Here is a 15,806-nt window from a genome sequence, read left to right as displayed (position 1 = left end):
TTTATGTCCTTTTGCGTCTCCCATGAAGCGTTTTGTCAAGTGTTATTTTTGTTTATTGACGCAATTTTGCTCATGTGGATGCTTAAAAGCCGTTTTCGTGGGTGGGTGTTGTATTATCCCTCAGACTTCAAAAAGTGATTTTTATAGATAAAGCTTTCAGTTGACAAATGCATATGTGTGCATATATAATTCAAATGAGGTGATGTTATGAATGCAAAATGTAAATTGCCAATTAAAAACGATGAGTCCTCAAAAGAAATAGAACAGGCAATTGATTTTGAATTTTACAAAATTTTATTCGAGCCTGTAAGAAGCGAAATTATGAAATATCTTGCTGTAAACGGTTTAAAAAGCATTAAGGAAATTGCTGAGAACTTTACGCAAGACCGTTCAGTTATTTCAAGGCATCTTGAATTGATGAATCGTTATGGCATTGTTAGCAAGACAAAGCTAAACAGAAGTACATTATATGATTTAAACAATAGTTATGTCATTGAAAAATTTGAATCCACTACCAACAGCTTAAAAAAATCAGTTAAAAAATAGGCAGAAATGCCTTTTTTTTATCAACTAAAGAGTGCATAAATGCACACATAAACAATCAGACTGCCGTATTTACAACAAATTAAAGGGAGAACAAGATATGAATATTTTAGCAGTCTTAGGTAGTCCAAGAGAAAACGGAAATACAGGTCATTTACTAAATTAAATCTATAAGGTGTTAATAATCATCATGTTGATATTAATATTAATCAGATTTTTTTGCACGATAGGGCTATCAAAAACTGCAAAGGCTGCAATGCCTGTCAAAGTGGTAAGAGAAAATGTATTAAACAAGATGAAATGCACAATATATTATATATCCTCCCGTTAATAATGCTGATATTATGATTCTTACAACACCTGTATATGTTTTCAATATGTCTGCTCAACTAAAAGTTTTTTTAGACCGTTTACATGCTGTTGATTATAGAGTCTTTAAGGGTAAAAAAATAGTATTATTAACAACGTATGGTGATAATGAAGAGGAACACTCCGGCGTCCAAAATGTCATTAAATCAATTAGGATGACTGCACAAATGCTGGAGATGGATTTAGTGCAAACACTGAATATCAGCACATATTCGGCTCCAATTACTAAAAATGAAAAAGCTTATATTTTGGGTAAAAATCTCGTAAATAAAGAACAAGGAGAATGAAAATGAAAACAATTATATTGGCACACCCATGGCACGGAAGTTTTAATAAAGGCATTATGGATACCATCACAAAAAGCTTGGATGAACACAAAAAAAGTTATACTGTAATAGATTTAAACAAGGATGGATTTAATCCTGTTTTAAAAGAAGAAGAGCTTGCATTGTTTTCAAAAGGCGAGTATAAAGACCCTCTTGTGGAAAAATATCAAGGCATACTAAAAAAAACAGATGAATTGTTTATTTTATTTCCAATTTGGTGGTATGATACGCCTGCAATACTTAAAGGCTTTTTTGATAAAGTCATGCTAAAAAATTTTGCTTATGTTGAAACAAGTACAGGATTAAAAGGACTATTGACGAATATAAAGAAAACAACGGTTATAACAACATCAAATTCACCTAAATGGTACGTACAATATTTTGCTGGCAACCCCATTAAAGGCTTGCTTATCAAGACCAATTTAAAAGGAATGGGCATAAAAAACGTTTCATGGCTTCATTGCGGAGATACCAAAAAAGAATCTTTACAAAAGAGAAAGTTATTTTTGAAAAAGATTAAGAATGTAAGCATTTAGCTTATACACTATTTAAGCTTTATGATGGAAACAGAGTATAAGCATACTACGGGATTCGCCTTTGCCTTTATTCTGTTCTTTTGGAAGAGGTCGCGGATGCGGGGTGCGCAGCCCCGTAAAACTTTCAATCAGCCGCGATTTCAGCTGTCATACTATATAATTATCATTGGTGTTATTATTTATTCGCATAATTAATTATACCAAAAAATCGCTGAAGTCTCACGACCTCAGCGATTTTTCTTGTAGGGGAGTTTTTTTACAGCCCCTCTTTTTTTGAACGGCTGCTTATCATAACGTCCGCCATTTATAAGCCACCATATTTTTTTGACAAAGCCTTCCTTGCCTCTTGTGCATCCCAGGCACTGAGGAAGCCGCCGGTTTCTACATCTGCCGCAAAAATATTTTTTAATGTATAAGCTTCCGCCTCCTCTTTGGATAGCTGAATGCGGCTGCTTGTTACTTGAAACCCAGGACCGTAAGAACCGTATTCTGCGAAGCGGGCATTCTGATATTTGCTGCTTCCCATATTCGTATACCCTGCATCTGAAATCTGCGGTCCCATATAGCAGTTGAGATAGACTGCCGAAGCCGTAGCTCCCCATGGACGTCCCAGGTATACTTTCCCATTTCCCACTTCCTCTGCCGCGTATAATCTGCAATCCAAAAATACATATCCAAAAACCCTTGTGGATTCCGTACTTGGTGCGGTGATGTACCCAGGAAGCAGGGATACGATATCACAATCTTCAAACACGGCCTGCGCCCTGCCGAAAATAAAATCAACATTCCCTTCCACATAACATTGCCGGTAGTATTGCCTGCCTCCCAGCCTACTGGCTCCATCGGCACATAACGTATCCTGGTATCCCAAAAACCTGACGTTGGAAATGATACTCTGATCGGCATTGTTATAAAATGCAACGGCTTGCTTTCCGTTGATCGTAGAATTTACATAATCAAACGTATTTGCAATGGTCATGTTTTCTGCCGTAAAGCCGGCCGCCGACGAAGCTACCGTAACGCTGGAGCTTCCTCCTGTACCGTAGTCTTTCCCGTCCGGCCGTTTGCTTCCACTTGCCTTATCGAAATACAATACGGTTTTTTCGCTGTCCTCTCCGATCAGACTGACATATGGTGACGTAACATCCACCTTTTCATAATAGCTTCCGTTCCGGATAAAAATAACGATTGGTTTCTTGTTATTGCCCGGTACTGCCGAAACCGCTGCCTGAACTGTTTTAAAGGTAGGGATGCCGCTCTTTGTCTGTCCGTCCGTTCCGCTGTAAGAAGAATCCACCAACATATCATAGCTTTGAAGTCCTACAAAATGAAATGGTTTTCGGGATATGCGTCCTCTTTCATCCTTATGATATAATACTACATCATTGCTGCCATTCTCAATGGAAAAACGATAATTGAACTTTTTCCCGGCTTTTATCTCATCACTTTTTACGGTATTTCCATTAACGGTCAGCCAGACAGTGCCCGCCCGGTCTACGGTGCCTTTTAAACTCACATTTTTTTCAGACAATATGGTGTCATTCGATTTTTTGGTCACCGTAAAGACAGCCGCTTCCGTTCCATACGCATAAGTCCCTTGGTGTCCGGCAGTCGCCATGCTAAAAACCGGAGACGACGGATTGCTTGAATTGGTATCACTTTTTGCAATCACCTGGTAATAATAAGGCCGCTCATTTTCCACCGTATCCGTATAGCTGTGTTCTGAAGTGGAAGCAACAAAATTAAAGGCTCCTGCTTTAATCTTGGAACGGTATATCTCATATGCTGCGGCCTCTGGAACCGGGTCCCAATTGAGCATTATGGCTCCGTTCCTGCTTTCAGCGGTGACGGTCGGGGCGGTTAGAGGAAGGACAAACTCCACGGCTTCGGAAATAACTGCCGTTGTCCGTTCTCCTTTGCATATTCCGTAGATTTTAAAACGGTATCCCCCATTTTTTGCCGGGGAAAACGTGTAAGAAGTCTCCTCCGTTTCCTCCAGTAATTGATAGGTGTTTCCTCCATCCTCTGATACTTCTAACACATATCTTCCGTCTCCAGCCGCCCCTTTTCCGGTCCAGGCCAATAAAATACTGCTTCTGTCCCCGGAAATTTCAGTTTTTGTGATCCCAGTTACAATCGGCGGGATGCCTTCTTCTTTGTAAGTATGATTCTGATCGTAAAGAACTGTGCCGTTTTCGTTTTTCAGGGTCAGATTTTTGATTTCCGCAGACACACCAATGAGTGCCAGCCCATAAGACACTTCCATCTCCGGGGTCAAAAGCATTTCCGTTGTTTTGAATTGCTTGGAATCCGTTGTTTTATCAGCCATATTGGTAAACACGGCCCGATAGCCGGAAGCATTTTTTTCAAATACAACATGATATCTGGTCCCTACGCTTACCGTATATTTGGGACTTCCGTTTCCTGCGTTTCCTGTCCCCTTGATCCAATAGCCTGATAAGGAATCGGACCCTACGGTGCTGTCATACCCCCGGAATCCCAGGCTGGCATACAGCCCTCCCTTTTCCGGTTTTTGAAATACCCCCACAAACAAGCCGGTCCTTGTTGCGTCCTCTCCGGTTATGGAATAATTCTTGATTTTTAAATCCAGGCTCATGGTCTGTGCTTCGGCAGTTTCCGGAAATCCCAGATAACTTACATGAGAGCCAGGGTCTCCGGCACTTTGGGGCATAGCTCCTTTGGTGGCTGTCTGTGTCAGTAGCATTGCCGAACCAAATGCAGACGTTTTCAATAAATTGCCGGGATCTGTAATTTCCAACGCATAAGTGTCCGGCAAAGAGGACGCATTGACGGATACGTTGGTAAATCTGGCCGTGTTCAGTTGATAAAGCTTATTTGCCACCTGATTTGCATCGGCTGCAAAACCAACATAGACCTGTTCCTTCATGGGGATCACTCTTGTGCCGATTTTGATCCACTCCTTTCCATCCTCAGAGCCATAGGCCGTAAACGCATCACCGGATCGAACCAGCTTCATCCAGTATCCGTTTTCTTTCCTTCCGCTTTTAAAAGGGATGTCGCAAACAAGAGAAATGCCCTTTTTTTCGGCTGCCGATACGCTGTCAAGACTTTCTCCAAGATAATCAAAGGCACCTCCGGTCTTATTTCTTCCGGTTAAATAGGCGGACCAGGTAGTCTTTGTATATTTCACCCAGGATAAGCCCAAAGCCGCTGTTTTTGCACCATCCGTCAAATCTTCCCGGATCATGATTCCGGAAAAAGCATGATTATCCACGGATGTAACGGAATTTAACCTGGCAGTAATTTCCACATCTCCCTTAACTTCCTGATAGACATAATGAAAATCATCTTTGCCTGCATCGTAGCTGTCAGTGCCCTTTACACTTCCCTCTTCTCTTCCTAATTTCCCGCTGCCTTTAACCGTAAGCGTTCCATTTACCAGACTTCCAGAGCCGGGAACTAAGGGATGCCCGATATCCATTGAGGACCAATTTCCCAGATCTCCTGTTTCTTTTGCACCGTTAGGCGTATTGATATGGATCCGGGAGGGAGAGGTTTGTGTTGCATTCCCTTCCGAATCTGTCACCTTTGCAGAGATATCATAGGAACCATCTTCTAAGCCGGAAATAGAAAAGGAATATGGGGCTTCCCAGTCTTCTCCTATTTTTTGCGCTCCATTGAAAAACTCCGCTTTCACAATGGGGTGTCCGTAGGCAGAGGAAGCTTGTACTTCAACCTCCACCGGTTGGCCAAGGATAAATTGGGCATTCTCCGGAAGACTTAATTCTGCTGTTGGATTTTCCGCTTCCTTCTCCATCGTAACCAATGAATTCAAATAATGCTCCAAATTAGAGTAGCCGTCCTCCCCAATGGTCCTGCCGTCTTCTTTATCCGTTGGGTCCAGACCATGTTTCAGCTCCCAGCCATCTTCCATTCCATCCTGATCCCGGTCAAAATCCGCCGCTCTGGCTTCTTCTAATGCGGGATATCCTCCGATCTCTTCTTCTGTATTGATGTATTTTCCTTTTCCATTCCGAACCTCATATGTGATCCTGGCATCAATGGCATCCCGTCTGGGATAAGTGGCACCTGCTTTCTTTAGAACCTTCTCATATACATTGACTGCAGGCTCTACTGCCAGGGAATCAATTCCTTCACTGGAATAAGGCACACTTGCAATGGTTGTTTTATGTTCTCCTTCCTTTTCGCCGGAAAATTGAATGCCCAGACGGTTATCCTCAGAAACCTTTTTATTTCCTTCCATATAATTTCCATTGATATAAAACCCGCCGACTTTTGAAACTTCTCCTGCATCAGCCACACGGTCTGCCACCCTATCACGGGTTCCGGGTCCTGCCTTTAAATAGTTGTTGATATAATTAGTATTGGCAAATCCCCCTCCATAGAAGGAATAATAACCCCAATTATATAAAACATTATTGCTTACCTGCACCGTGGCAACGTGATTGGCATCTGCCGCTCCCCCATAGCCTCCCCCGATTCTGGGGTTTCTTGAAGTATGATTTGCAATCAGGTTATGATGAAACGTTACGTTGTTTCCGCCAAAAATCCCTCCATAGCCATGTCTGCCTTTGGAATGACCTGATAATGTCAGGCTTTCTGACACAATGCTCCACTGTACGGTCCCGTCTTCCCCCCGGTATGTGGACAGACATTCATCCGTAGAAAAGCTCATTGAACAATGATCAATGATAAACGTGCGGTTATCCCTGCCCCAGAGAGAGTCCATGGAATCTGCACCATTATAGATATTGGCAGCTCCCGGACGAAAACGGAGATAACGGATGATCAGGTTCTCAGAATTGCTTATATCCGTTGACCAGCCGGAAAGAGTAATGCCGTCTCCCGGAGCCGTCTGTCCTGCAAGTGTGAGATTTTTCAGTCCCTTAAAGGATAGGTTTTGCTTCAGTTCTATCGTACCTGCCACCGCAAATACAATGGTCCGGTTGCTTTTCAGACCGTAGCGCAGAGAACCCAAAACAGGCGTCTCACCAACTCCATAATCTTTTAAATTAGTTACGGTGTACACTTCCTGCCCGCGGCCCCCGCTGGCGAACCGGCCGCCTCCTTCGGCTCCCGGAAATGCCAAAATACCGCCTTTGTTAAAAGAAGTACTGCTTCCCCCTCCGTCCTTCTCCACCTCGGCAGAGAGTTCCGATCCATTCCCGGTGGCCCCATTGACCGCCACAGGAAACGGAACCAGTGAAAACGCCATCGTTGCCGCCATCAATAAGGAGATTCCTCTTTTTTCAACAAAAACCTTTCCCCTCTTCCATTTTTGTGTTCTACACCCTCTCCCATTCATTTTAATACCCCTCCTTTTCATAAATAAGTAGTTCTATATGCTGCGGTTAAGTTTTAAAAACCGAAAACATAACCGGACATATCATTGGATACCATTCATGAAATAAAACCCCCGTATTATAAATATATCGGTTGAGGGGAATATTTAGTACAAGTGATCACAAAAGGAAGAGGGGCGGCAGGATTTACTTCTATCAATCCGTTAAACCTATAATGGCATCTCTCACATTTCCAACTCCAACCAGACGAATCCCATCTACATTACTCATCTTTTCCATACAGATCTGGGGCAGTATGCAGGTTTTAAATCCCAGCTTTTTCGCTTCATTCACTCTCTGCTGGGCCATGGAAACGGCTCGTACTTCCCCGGATAAGCCAACCTCTCCAAAGATAATGGTTTTGGAATCTACGGCCCGGTCCTTCATACTGGATACAATGGCCATTAAGATGGCAAGATCCAAAGCCGGTTCATTCATCCGCAAGCCGCCTGTAATGTTTACATACGCATCAAAGTGAGACAGATCATAATGACACCTTTTTTCTAAAACTGCCATCAATAAATTTACCCGGTTATAATCCGTACCGGCTGCGGTACGCCTCGGCATACCAAAAGCCGTTGGAGTAATCAGTGCCTGTACCTCTAAAAGCATGGGTCTTGTCCCTTCCATGGAACAGGCCACCACTGCCCCGGAAGCGTCCTCCGGCCTGCCGCTCAGCATATACTCCGACGGATTTAAAACCTCTGCAAGCCCGCTTTCGATCATCTCAAACACACCGATCTCATTGGTAGAACCAAACCGGTTTTTGACTCCCCGGATGATCCGGTAAGATGCACTTCTTTCTCCTTCAAAGTAAAGCACCGTATCAACCATATGTTCCAGCACTCTGGGGCCGGCCACCACCCCTTCCTTTGTCACGTGACCTACAATAAATACAGCGATCCCGGAACCTTTTGCTATCTGTAAAAGGATGTTGGTGGATTCCCGCACCTGGCTTACGCTTCCCGGCGCAGAAGAAATTTCTTCCCGGAACATGGTCTGAATGGAGTCAATAATGACCACATCCGGTTTTTCTTCTTTAATGGCTCCTTCAATCAGTTCCAGACTTGTCTCACAAAGAAACAGCAGATCCCCGGTCACTTCTCCGATCCGGTTGGCCCGGAGCTTGATCTGCTTTAAGGATTCCTCTCCTGATATGTAAAGTACCTTTTTCCCGGATGCCGCCAGATTGCGGCATACCTGCAAAAGCAGAGTGGATTTTCCGATTCCCGGATCACCGCCTACCAATACCAGAGACCCCTTCACCACGCCGCCGCCAAGGACCCGGTCCAGTTCCTCATACCCGGTTTTCATGCGGTCCTGCTCATCCAAATGGATTTCCGAAAGCCTGGCAGGCTTCGCTTTGCCAGCACCCATCCCTCGTTGTGATACAGGCTCCTTTTTGCCCACCGGTTCTTCCACAAATGTATTCCATTCCCTGCATCCCGGGCACTGTCCCAGCCATTTTGCTGATTCATATCCACATTCCTTACAGAAAAATGCAGTCGCTTTTGCCTTTGCCATCTGGTTTCCTCCTTAAAAAAGCGGGTCCGGCTCCTGATTTAAGAGCCGAACCCATCTTTGATTCCTGTTATTTACGGTTGATCTTCACAGATACCGGTGTTCCTTCATTCAGTTCTACGCTAACGTAAAGCTTACCGCTTCTGTTGGTTCTCATGCTTCCGGCTGCTGCCCCTTCCACATATACCTCATATTCGGTATCTTCTGCCAGTTGAACCGTCAGCTGTGCATCCTTATCACCTTCGACCAAAAATTCCACTCCATCATTGGAGACGGTAAAATTCTCTACCGCAGTTCCCGGTACGGATTCGTATACAAACATGCCGTTTCGTTCCAGCTTGGTTATCTCATAGAATGTCTTGACTTTATATAAATCACCTTGGTGCTCAAAATCCTGTAATTTTGACTTTGTTCCTAATTTGTAATTACCAAAACTGATTGTTCCGTCTTGTTCAGTGCGGATTAACTCTTCAATTACCGGCATCGGTTTGCCCTCCTAGTATTTTGTTTACTTATCCTTTTTTTGCGAAGAACAGATCCTTTCGCTTGTAGCTATTATACACGAATCACAGTAAAATGACCAGCTATTTTACCAGTTCTCTTACAGAAAATTTAAGCCCCTCCGCATCGGCTGTCACAACGACTTCATCGCCTTTCTTAACAGCACCGCTTAAAATTTCTTCTGCCAGTCTATCCTCCAGACAGTTCTGAATGGTTCGTCTTAAGGGCCTTGCCCCGTATTTCTCATCATACCCTTTCTGGATCAGATATTCCTTTGCAGCCTCTTCCACGTTTAAGGTAATGTTCATCTGTTCAGACGTCCGCTTCATGATATCCTTCATCATAATGGTGACGATATCCTTCATATGATCCTTGTTCAATGGATGGAAGACGATGATCTCATCAATACGGTTGATGAACTCCGGCTTAAATAGCCGCTTTACTTCCTCCATCACCCGGTCCTTCATGAGCTTATAATCCGCTTTTTCATCAGCAGCCGCACCAAACCCCAAACGTTTCGGAGATATGATATTTTGTGCCCCCGCATTGGAGGTCATAATAATGATCGTATTCTTAAAATCAATCTTCCGGCCCTGTGCATCTGTGATATGTCCGTCATCCAAGACCTGCAGCAAAATATTAAATACATCCGGATGAGCTTTTTCGATCTCATCAAAGAGGATTACGGAATAAGGATTTCTTCTTACCTTTTCACTTAACTGTCCGCCCTCATCATAACCAACATATCCTGGCGGGGAACCAATCATCTTGGAAACGCTGTGCTTTTCCATATATTCGGACATATCAACCCGGATCAGTGCATTTTCCGTTCCAAACATGGACTCAGAAAGCGCTTTGGACAATTCTGTTTTACCGACTCCCGTAGGTCCTAAGAACAGGAACGAGCCAATGGGACGCTTTGGATCTTTTAAGCCAACCCGTCCTCTCCGGATGGCCTTTGCCACTGCTGTTACCGCTTCCTCCTGGCCGATGACTCTTTCATGCAGGATCTTTTCCAAGTTTCTTAAACGCTCGCTTTCCTCTTCCTCCAGCTTTCTCACCGGAATCTTGGTCCAGCTTGAGATTACATCCGCAATCTCGCCCTCATCGACCATCAGGCTTTTGCTTGACTTTTCCTTCTGCCACTTTTCACGGATCTTTTCGATTTTTTCCCGTTTCTTTTCCTGCCGTTTTTTGATTACTCCGGCTTTTTCATAAGCTTCCGCTTTGATGGCAGCCTCTTTCTGGTCTTCCATCTGTTCAATTTCCGCTTCCAGTTCCTTGATCTCCGCCGGTTCCACATATGTGGTTAAGCGGACCTTGGAAGATGCTTCGTCGATCACATCAATGGCTTTATCCGGAAGGAACCGGTCGTTAATGTACCGGGAAGATAATTTTACCGCAGCCTTCAAGGCTTCATCTGTGATGGTCACCTTATGATGGTCTTCATAACGGCCCTTTAACCCTCTTAAAATGCCGATGGCCGCCTCTTCCCCAGGTTCTTCCACCGTTACAGGCTGGAAACGGCGCTCCAGAGCAGAATCCTTTTCAATGTATTTCCGGTACTCCTCAATGGTGGTGGCTCCGATTAACTGAAGCTCTCCTCTTGCCAGGGAAGGCTTTAAAATATTAGAAGCATCAATGGCTCCCTCCGCACCTCCGGCTCCGATAATGGTATGAATCTCATCAATAAACAGAAGCACCTCCCCATCCTCGATGACCTCAGCGATGACCTTTTTAATTCTTTCTTCAAACTCTCCCCGGTATTTGGAACCAGCCACCATACCGGATAAATCAAGAGTCAAAAGCCGCTTTCCGGCAATGGTTTCCGGCACATCCCCGGCGGTGATCATCTGTGCCAGACCTTCCACCACTGCAGTCTTTCCCACTCCCGGCTCACCGATCAGACAAGGATTGTTCTTGGTTCTTCGGCTTAAAATCTGAATGAGGCGCTTGATCTCCGACTCTCTTCCGATCACCGGGTCCAGCTTTCCTTTTGATGCAAGCTCGGTTAAATCTCTGCTGTAGCTGTCCAGGGTAGGCGTGTTTCCCTTGGTCTTCTGGGATTTCATCAGTTCTTCTTTATTGGCAGGAGCATCTTCTCCCATGGCTGCAAGTACATCAATGTATAATTTTTGAATGCTGATTCCGATGGTATTCAACAGCCTGGAAGCAACACAGTCATTGTCACGGATAATCGAAATCAGTAAATGTTCGGTTCCGATTAAATTCGCTTTAAACCGTACCGCTTCCCGGTAACTGTTCTCCAGGACTCTTCTGGCACCCGGCGTATATCCGCCGTCTTCCTGAAGACGGACTGCCTGGTCAGGAGCGATCAACTGGCTGATCAGGTTTAAGACCTTTTCTTCCTTTACTCCGTTTTCTTCCAAAACCTTGGCAGCCACTCCGGTGCCTTCTTCCAGAAGTCCAATCAGCAAATGCTCGGTTCCCACATAGCTGTGACCCAGACGCTCTGCTGCCTGTACGGCCAGATTGATTGCCGTCCTGGCTTTTGTCGTAAATCTGTCTATCATAAATCCAATCCTCCTGTCAATTTATTTCCGGCAACTCCCTGCGGATAAACTCTGCTCTGGCCACATCCAGCTCTTCCTTATTAAGGGGTCGGTCAGATATCTTTTGCAAGTTCGCCGGCTGTATTCCAAGCATCAGACGGTAAATCGAAACATCTTCTTTCGTCTGGATCAAACTGTCCGTCCGTGCAGCCAATAACTGGGAAAGAAAAATCATAGCATCTCTGAAGGTCAGCCTTCTGGCATATTTTAAAACACCGTAAGACTTGTAAACCTCATCTTCCCGCTCGATTTTTTGTCTCTGGAGCAATAATTTCCTCACCTGCATCTCCTGGTTCGTCAGCTGGATGGCAGCTTTTGTGACCGTATCTATGATTTCCCGTTCGGTCTGTCCAAGCGTCTTTTGATTGGATATTTCATAAAGGGACCCAAAATTCTCTTCCCCTTCTCCAAATGCCCCCCGGATGGCCGCTCCAAAACGGCTCATGTCCCCGATCAGACTTGAAAACCTTCTTCCCTGGGACAGCATCGGCAGATGAACCACTACGGAAGCCCTCAGTCCTGTTCCAACATTTGTAGGAAAGGAAGTCAGATACCCATACCGGTCATCAAATGCATACGGGAAACGTTCATTGACGTAATTATCGATCCGGTCTGCCCTCGTCCATAATTCCTCTAAGCATAATCCGGTTCCAAGAAGCTGGATCCGGATATGATCATCACAGTTAAGTACAATTCCCGTGTCTTCTTCTTCGGAAAGAAGAAGACCGGCAGGATATTTCTTTGTAACAGCAGCTGAATTCAATACCCGCCGCTCTTTCAGCGCTACTTTATCAAGCTCTTCCAAATCTCCCAACATGGCAAATTCAAAGGTCTTTCCCTCTGATTCCCCCAGGTCCTTTAAACCAAATTCCAGACGATGAACCATCTCACCGCTTTCTTTTTCATCCAGCTTTACAGGAAACCGAAATTCCTGCAAATTTCTAGCCAGGCGTATCCGGCTGCTGATTATGCCCGGCCGGCAGGCATCAGTCTCCTCAAACCACCTATGCATTCGTCTCATTTCCTTTCTTAAGCTCCCGTATCCTGTCGCGACACACAGCGGCAGTTTCATAATCCTCAAAGCGAAGAGCTTCTTTTAATTTTGAATCCAACTCATACAACTCTTTTTCCTCAACAGAAGCTTCTTCCGTAATGGATTTCCCTTTTTTCTGTCCATTGCCGGAACCATCTTCTGAATGCTGATAAACCGGTGTTTTTCCAGTATGGATTAAATTACCCTGAAGCTGTTTTAAACTGTCTTCCATTAAAGGACCGAATACGCTGTAGCAATCCGCACATCCGAACCTGCTGTCCCTTACAAAAGCATCGTAAGTGGTGCCGCAGGTCGGACATACGATCTGATGGAGTTTATCCGGACCTTCATCGGTTTCCTCAACTCCTAACAGCCCCGAAAGCAGCTTCCCCAAAGGAAACTCTCCGTCAAAGATGGCGGCGTACACCCCAAAATCCATCTCTTTTGCACACTGTGCACAAAAATGGTGCTCCTTCTTTACTCCGTTCACAACTTCTGTATATTGAATATTTGCTTCGCGGATTTTACATCTCTCGCATAACATAATGAACCTCCAATCCAGTGAATCAATCTTCCCTCTGGCTTTTTAAAAATGACTGAAATATCTCATCAACCAGCTGGTGTACTTCTTCACATGTCACATTTTTACAGACACCTCTGGCCAACACAACACTTAGATCCTTGCGCATCTCGCTTAGGACCTGGATTTTATCCACATCTAGAGATACAACGGCACCTTTGCGGCGGTCAAGCTTCACAAATCCTTCCTGTTTCAGCACAGAGTACGCCTTATTTACCGTATGCATATTAATCCCTATGTTGTCGGCCATCTGGCGTACGGAAGGCAGGGGATCCCCTTCTCTGATACTTTCTGTGGCGATTCCTATGATTATCTGGTTCCGAAGCTGAATGTAGATTGCTTCATCACTGTTAAAATCAATTTGCAAAAACATATTTTCACCATCTTTCGTTATATCTGTTATATGAATATTAGCACACATCACTAATTTTTTCAATACTCATATCCTTACCAGATTTCAAACTTTTCTCATTATAAAATTTATCCTTTTATCTTTTTATATTTTATTCAGGTGCTTTCCCATAATTTACTACTGATTTTGTATCTTTTCCCGTATAAGCATATAACGTTTCATGAAATTACTCTTATTGCAAAAAAGAGCTGCTGCATGAAAACTGATCTCCAGCCCCACACAGCAACTCTGTTCGTTCAAAAATTTCTATCGTTTTAAGGTTATGTCTGGCACAGAAATTTTAAATCAGTCATCGATATCCAAAAATTCAAAATCATCTTCATCCCCGGAGGACTCATCCTGCTTGGGCTGTCTGACGTTTTCCTGCCGGCCTGACCTTTCCATTTGTGCTTCTTTTTTCACTGCCGGACGTTCCGCCTTATGAGAGCCCAAAGCCCGTTCCACGTCTTCTAAACTGGATTCTACAATAAAATCATCCTCTTCCGGCTTGTCCATGGTGATTTCCGGCTCCCCGGATACTGGCTGAATCTCAGGAGACGTTTTATCAAACTCTTCCCGGCTGTACCTTTTTATCCTGCTTGAGGGAAGTTCTTCTTCCGGCTCGTGGTAATTTTGATTGCCTTCTGGTGTGGGTTTGCTTCCATTACCGGAATCCTTTCCCCTTCTCAACAGAAGGATCACTGCCACAAGAAGCGCCAGAGCTATTACGCTTACCACAATCAGAATGTAAAACTGTATGCGGTAATCTTTGGTCAGGGAGTTGTAGGTTTTGGTCAGTTGCGCATATTCCTCCCCGGATACTCCTGAAGCGAAATATCTCTGAATCGTTTTTTCTTTCAGATCATAACGGTAGAAGCTCTTCTCCCCATTCCAGTTCATGGCGTAAAAGACACAATATTCCGGTTCTGCCTCAGTTTTTGCAACCCAGCCGGTCACCCGCACTCCGTCAATATCCACCTGCCGTTCGGTAAAGCCTTCGGGTATCTTGGCATCGGAATCAATGGGAATCACAACGATGGCCTTGGAGCTGGTCTCAACCTGAACGAACTGGGACCAGGAGTCCGCACTTTCATTGTAAATAAAGAACCCTCCATTTCCACCCGCATCCTTTAAATAGAGCAGCAGAAGGTCTTTTTCCAGTCCCTTGCCCGACATCACCTCGGTTCCCTTATAGGAATACGTGGAAGACTCAAATCCTTCCGGAAGCGTGGACTCATCAAATGAGGTGGCAATGCGGTATTCCGTTCCGTTGACGGTTACCTTAAGATCCCCAAATTCTGCTTCCTTCGTTTCCCCGTTCTCATTGGTAGCGGGAACGGTCTCTCCGCCTTCCGGCTTTGTTACCTTTATGGTGTAATTCTTAACGGTCTGGCCGTCCTCTGCAGTAACCTTTACAACCACCTGGTTTTCTCCGGCCTTTAACCCTTTTTCCCCCTGAAGCGTGACATGGGCACCCGCATTGGCTGCCACTGCATTGACCACCAGATCCGCCGTGTTGGCATCTACTTCAGCCGTATACTGATCCACAGAAGGGGAAAATGCGGGAGTTAATGTTCCTGGAGATATTTTCAAAGATTTTAAGGTGGCATCCTTGGAATAGGTGGCCGGTGAAGTCACCTTGACCGTAGAACTTCCCTGCCTGCTTACCGTAAGAGGCTGGGAATTCACATCGTAAATCTCCTGGGAGGTCACATTAATTTTCGCATTTCCTGCCTGCAGGGTCTTAAATTTCAATGAGAATTGAAATGACTTCTGATCGGCTGAATCCATGGTTCCCAGAATCTTGATGGCACCTGCACCGCCGTTGGCATTGCTACCGCTTACAAATTCCAGAATATTCGGGTCATAAGCCAGCATGATTTCCGCTGTTCCCAGCGGCGTGTCACTGGTTACCTTCATGGTTACGGTCACTTCATTCCCCACCATGACCGATGGGTCTGAAAAAGCAATTTTTGTATTGGAGGCCCAGGAAACCATCTGTCCAAAGGGCATCACCACAGCTATCATACAGACAGCCAGCACACTGACTATGAGTTTTTTTAGTTTCCTATTCATATTGTCTCCTAT

General features: G+C 44.6%; 11 protein-coding genes. 3 read left to right on the top strand and 8 right to left on the bottom strand.

The window, feature by feature from the left end:
• Positions 1–207 precede the first annotated feature (207 nt).
• From VIG27_RS05540 to VIG27_RS05530, 3 genes are all read left to right on the top strand, one after another.
• Positions 208–546, top strand: coding sequence for a winged helix-turn-helix domain-containing protein (locus VIG27_RS05540; RefSeq protein ID WP_394525889.1), 339 nt, complete (start codon positions 208–210; stop codon positions 544–546).
• 308 nt (positions 547–854) lie between these two features.
• The gene (locus VIG27_RS05535; protein WP_394527417.1) at positions 855–1,199 is read left to right on the top strand and encodes a flavodoxin family protein; all 345 of its coding nucleotides are present in this window, start codon (positions 855–857) and stop codon (positions 1,197–1,199) included.
• 2 nt (positions 1,200–1,201) lie between these two features.
• Positions 1,202–1,774 (top strand): NAD(P)H-dependent oxidoreductase, encoded by a 573-nt coding sequence (locus VIG27_RS05530; protein ID WP_394525888.1) that lies wholly within the window; start codon positions 1,202–1,204, stop codon positions 1,772–1,774.
• Between the two features lie 304 nt (positions 1,775–2,078).
• On the opposite strand, the gene VIG27_RS05525 is transcribed toward VIG27_RS05530, so the two are convergent.
• The 8 genes from VIG27_RS05525 to VIG27_RS05490 form a co-directional block, all read right to left on the bottom strand.
• Positions 2,079–7,082, bottom strand: a complete 5,004-nt coding sequence (locus VIG27_RS05525; RefSeq protein WP_394525887.1) for a pectinesterase family protein — start codon at positions 7,080–7,082, stop codon at positions 2,079–2,081.
• 193 nt (positions 7,083–7,275) lie between these two features.
• Positions 7,276–8,643: a DNA repair protein RadA gene (gene radA / locus VIG27_RS05520; protein ID WP_394525886.1), complete on the bottom strand. Its 1,368-nt coding sequence runs from the start codon at positions 8,641–8,643 to the stop codon at positions 7,276–7,278.
• Positions 8,644–8,710: 67 nt separating this feature from the next.
• Positions 8,711–9,124 (bottom strand): endosialidase, encoded by a 414-nt coding sequence (locus VIG27_RS05515; protein ID WP_394525885.1) that lies wholly within the window; start codon positions 9,122–9,124, stop codon positions 8,711–8,713.
• 100 nt (positions 9,125–9,224) lie between these two features.
• Positions 9,225–11,675, bottom strand: coding sequence for an ATP-dependent Clp protease ATP-binding subunit (locus VIG27_RS05510; protein WP_394525884.1), 2,451 nt, complete (start codon positions 11,673–11,675; stop codon positions 9,225–9,227).
• Between the two features lie 16 nt (positions 11,676–11,691).
• Positions 11,692–12,726 (bottom strand): ATP--guanido phosphotransferase, encoded by a 1,035-nt coding sequence (locus VIG27_RS05505; RefSeq protein WP_394525883.1) that lies wholly within the window; start codon positions 12,724–12,726, stop codon positions 11,692–11,694.
• The gene (locus VIG27_RS05500) at positions 12,719–13,291 is read right to left on the bottom strand and encodes a UvrB/UvrC motif-containing protein (RefSeq protein WP_394525882.1); all 573 of its coding nucleotides are present in this window, start codon (positions 13,289–13,291) and stop codon (positions 12,719–12,721) included. The genes VIG27_RS05505 and VIG27_RS05500 overlap by 8 nt, the downstream gene beginning before the upstream one ends.
• 22 nt (positions 13,292–13,313) lie before the next feature.
• Positions 13,314–13,700, bottom strand: a complete 387-nt coding sequence (locus VIG27_RS05495; RefSeq protein WP_394525881.1) for a GntR family transcriptional regulator — start codon at positions 13,698–13,700, stop codon at positions 13,314–13,316.
• A gap of 324 nt (positions 13,701–14,024) precedes the next feature.
• Positions 14,025–15,794 (bottom strand): cadherin-like beta sandwich domain-containing protein, encoded by a 1,770-nt coding sequence (locus VIG27_RS05490; protein WP_394525880.1) that lies wholly within the window; start codon positions 15,792–15,794, stop codon positions 14,025–14,027.
• Between the last annotated feature and the right edge of the window lie 12 nt (positions 15,795–15,806).

Origin of the sequence: Lacrimispora sinapis, from assembly GCF_043633585.1 — a bacterium.
Taxonomy (GTDB): Bacteria; Bacillota; Clostridia; order Lachnospirales; family Lachnospiraceae; genus Lacrimispora; species Lacrimispora sinapis.
This window is presented reverse-complemented; position numbering and strand designations above follow the sequence as displayed.

Coding starts and splice junctions, on each gene's coding strand:
- VIG27_RS05540 (WP_394525889.1), top strand. CDS start 208: ATGAATGCAAAATGTAAATTGCCAATTAAAAACGATGAGTCCTCAAAA.
- VIG27_RS05530 (WP_394525888.1), top strand. CDS start 1,202: ATGAAAACAATTATATTGGCACACCCATGGCACGGAAGTTTTAATAAA.
- VIG27_RS05525 (WP_394525887.1), bottom strand. CDS start 7,082: ATGAATGGGAGAGGGTGTAGAACACAAAAATGGAAGAGGGGAAAGGTT.
- radA (WP_394525886.1), bottom strand. CDS start 8,643: ATGGCAAAGGCAAAAGCGACTGCATTTTTCTGTAAGGAATGTGGATAT.
- VIG27_RS05515 (WP_394525885.1), bottom strand. CDS start 9,124: ATGCCGGTAATTGAAGAGTTAATCCGCACTGAACAAGACGGAACAATC.
- VIG27_RS05510 (WP_394525884.1), bottom strand. CDS start 11,675: ATGATAGACAGATTTACGACAAAAGCCAGGACGGCAATCAATCTGGCC.
- VIG27_RS05505 (WP_394525883.1), bottom strand. CDS start 12,726: ATGCATAGGTGGTTTGAGGAGACTGATGCCTGCCGGCCGGGCATAATC.
- VIG27_RS05500 (WP_394525882.1), bottom strand. CDS start 13,291: ATGTTATGCGAGAGATGTAAAATCCGCGAAGCAAATATTCAATATACA.
- VIG27_RS05495 (WP_394525881.1), bottom strand. CDS start 13,700: ATGTTTTTGCAAATTGATTTTAACAGTGATGAAGCAATCTACATTCAG.
- VIG27_RS05490 (WP_394525880.1), bottom strand. CDS start 15,794: ATGAATAGGAAACTAAAAAAACTCATAGTCAGTGTGCTGGCTGTCTGT.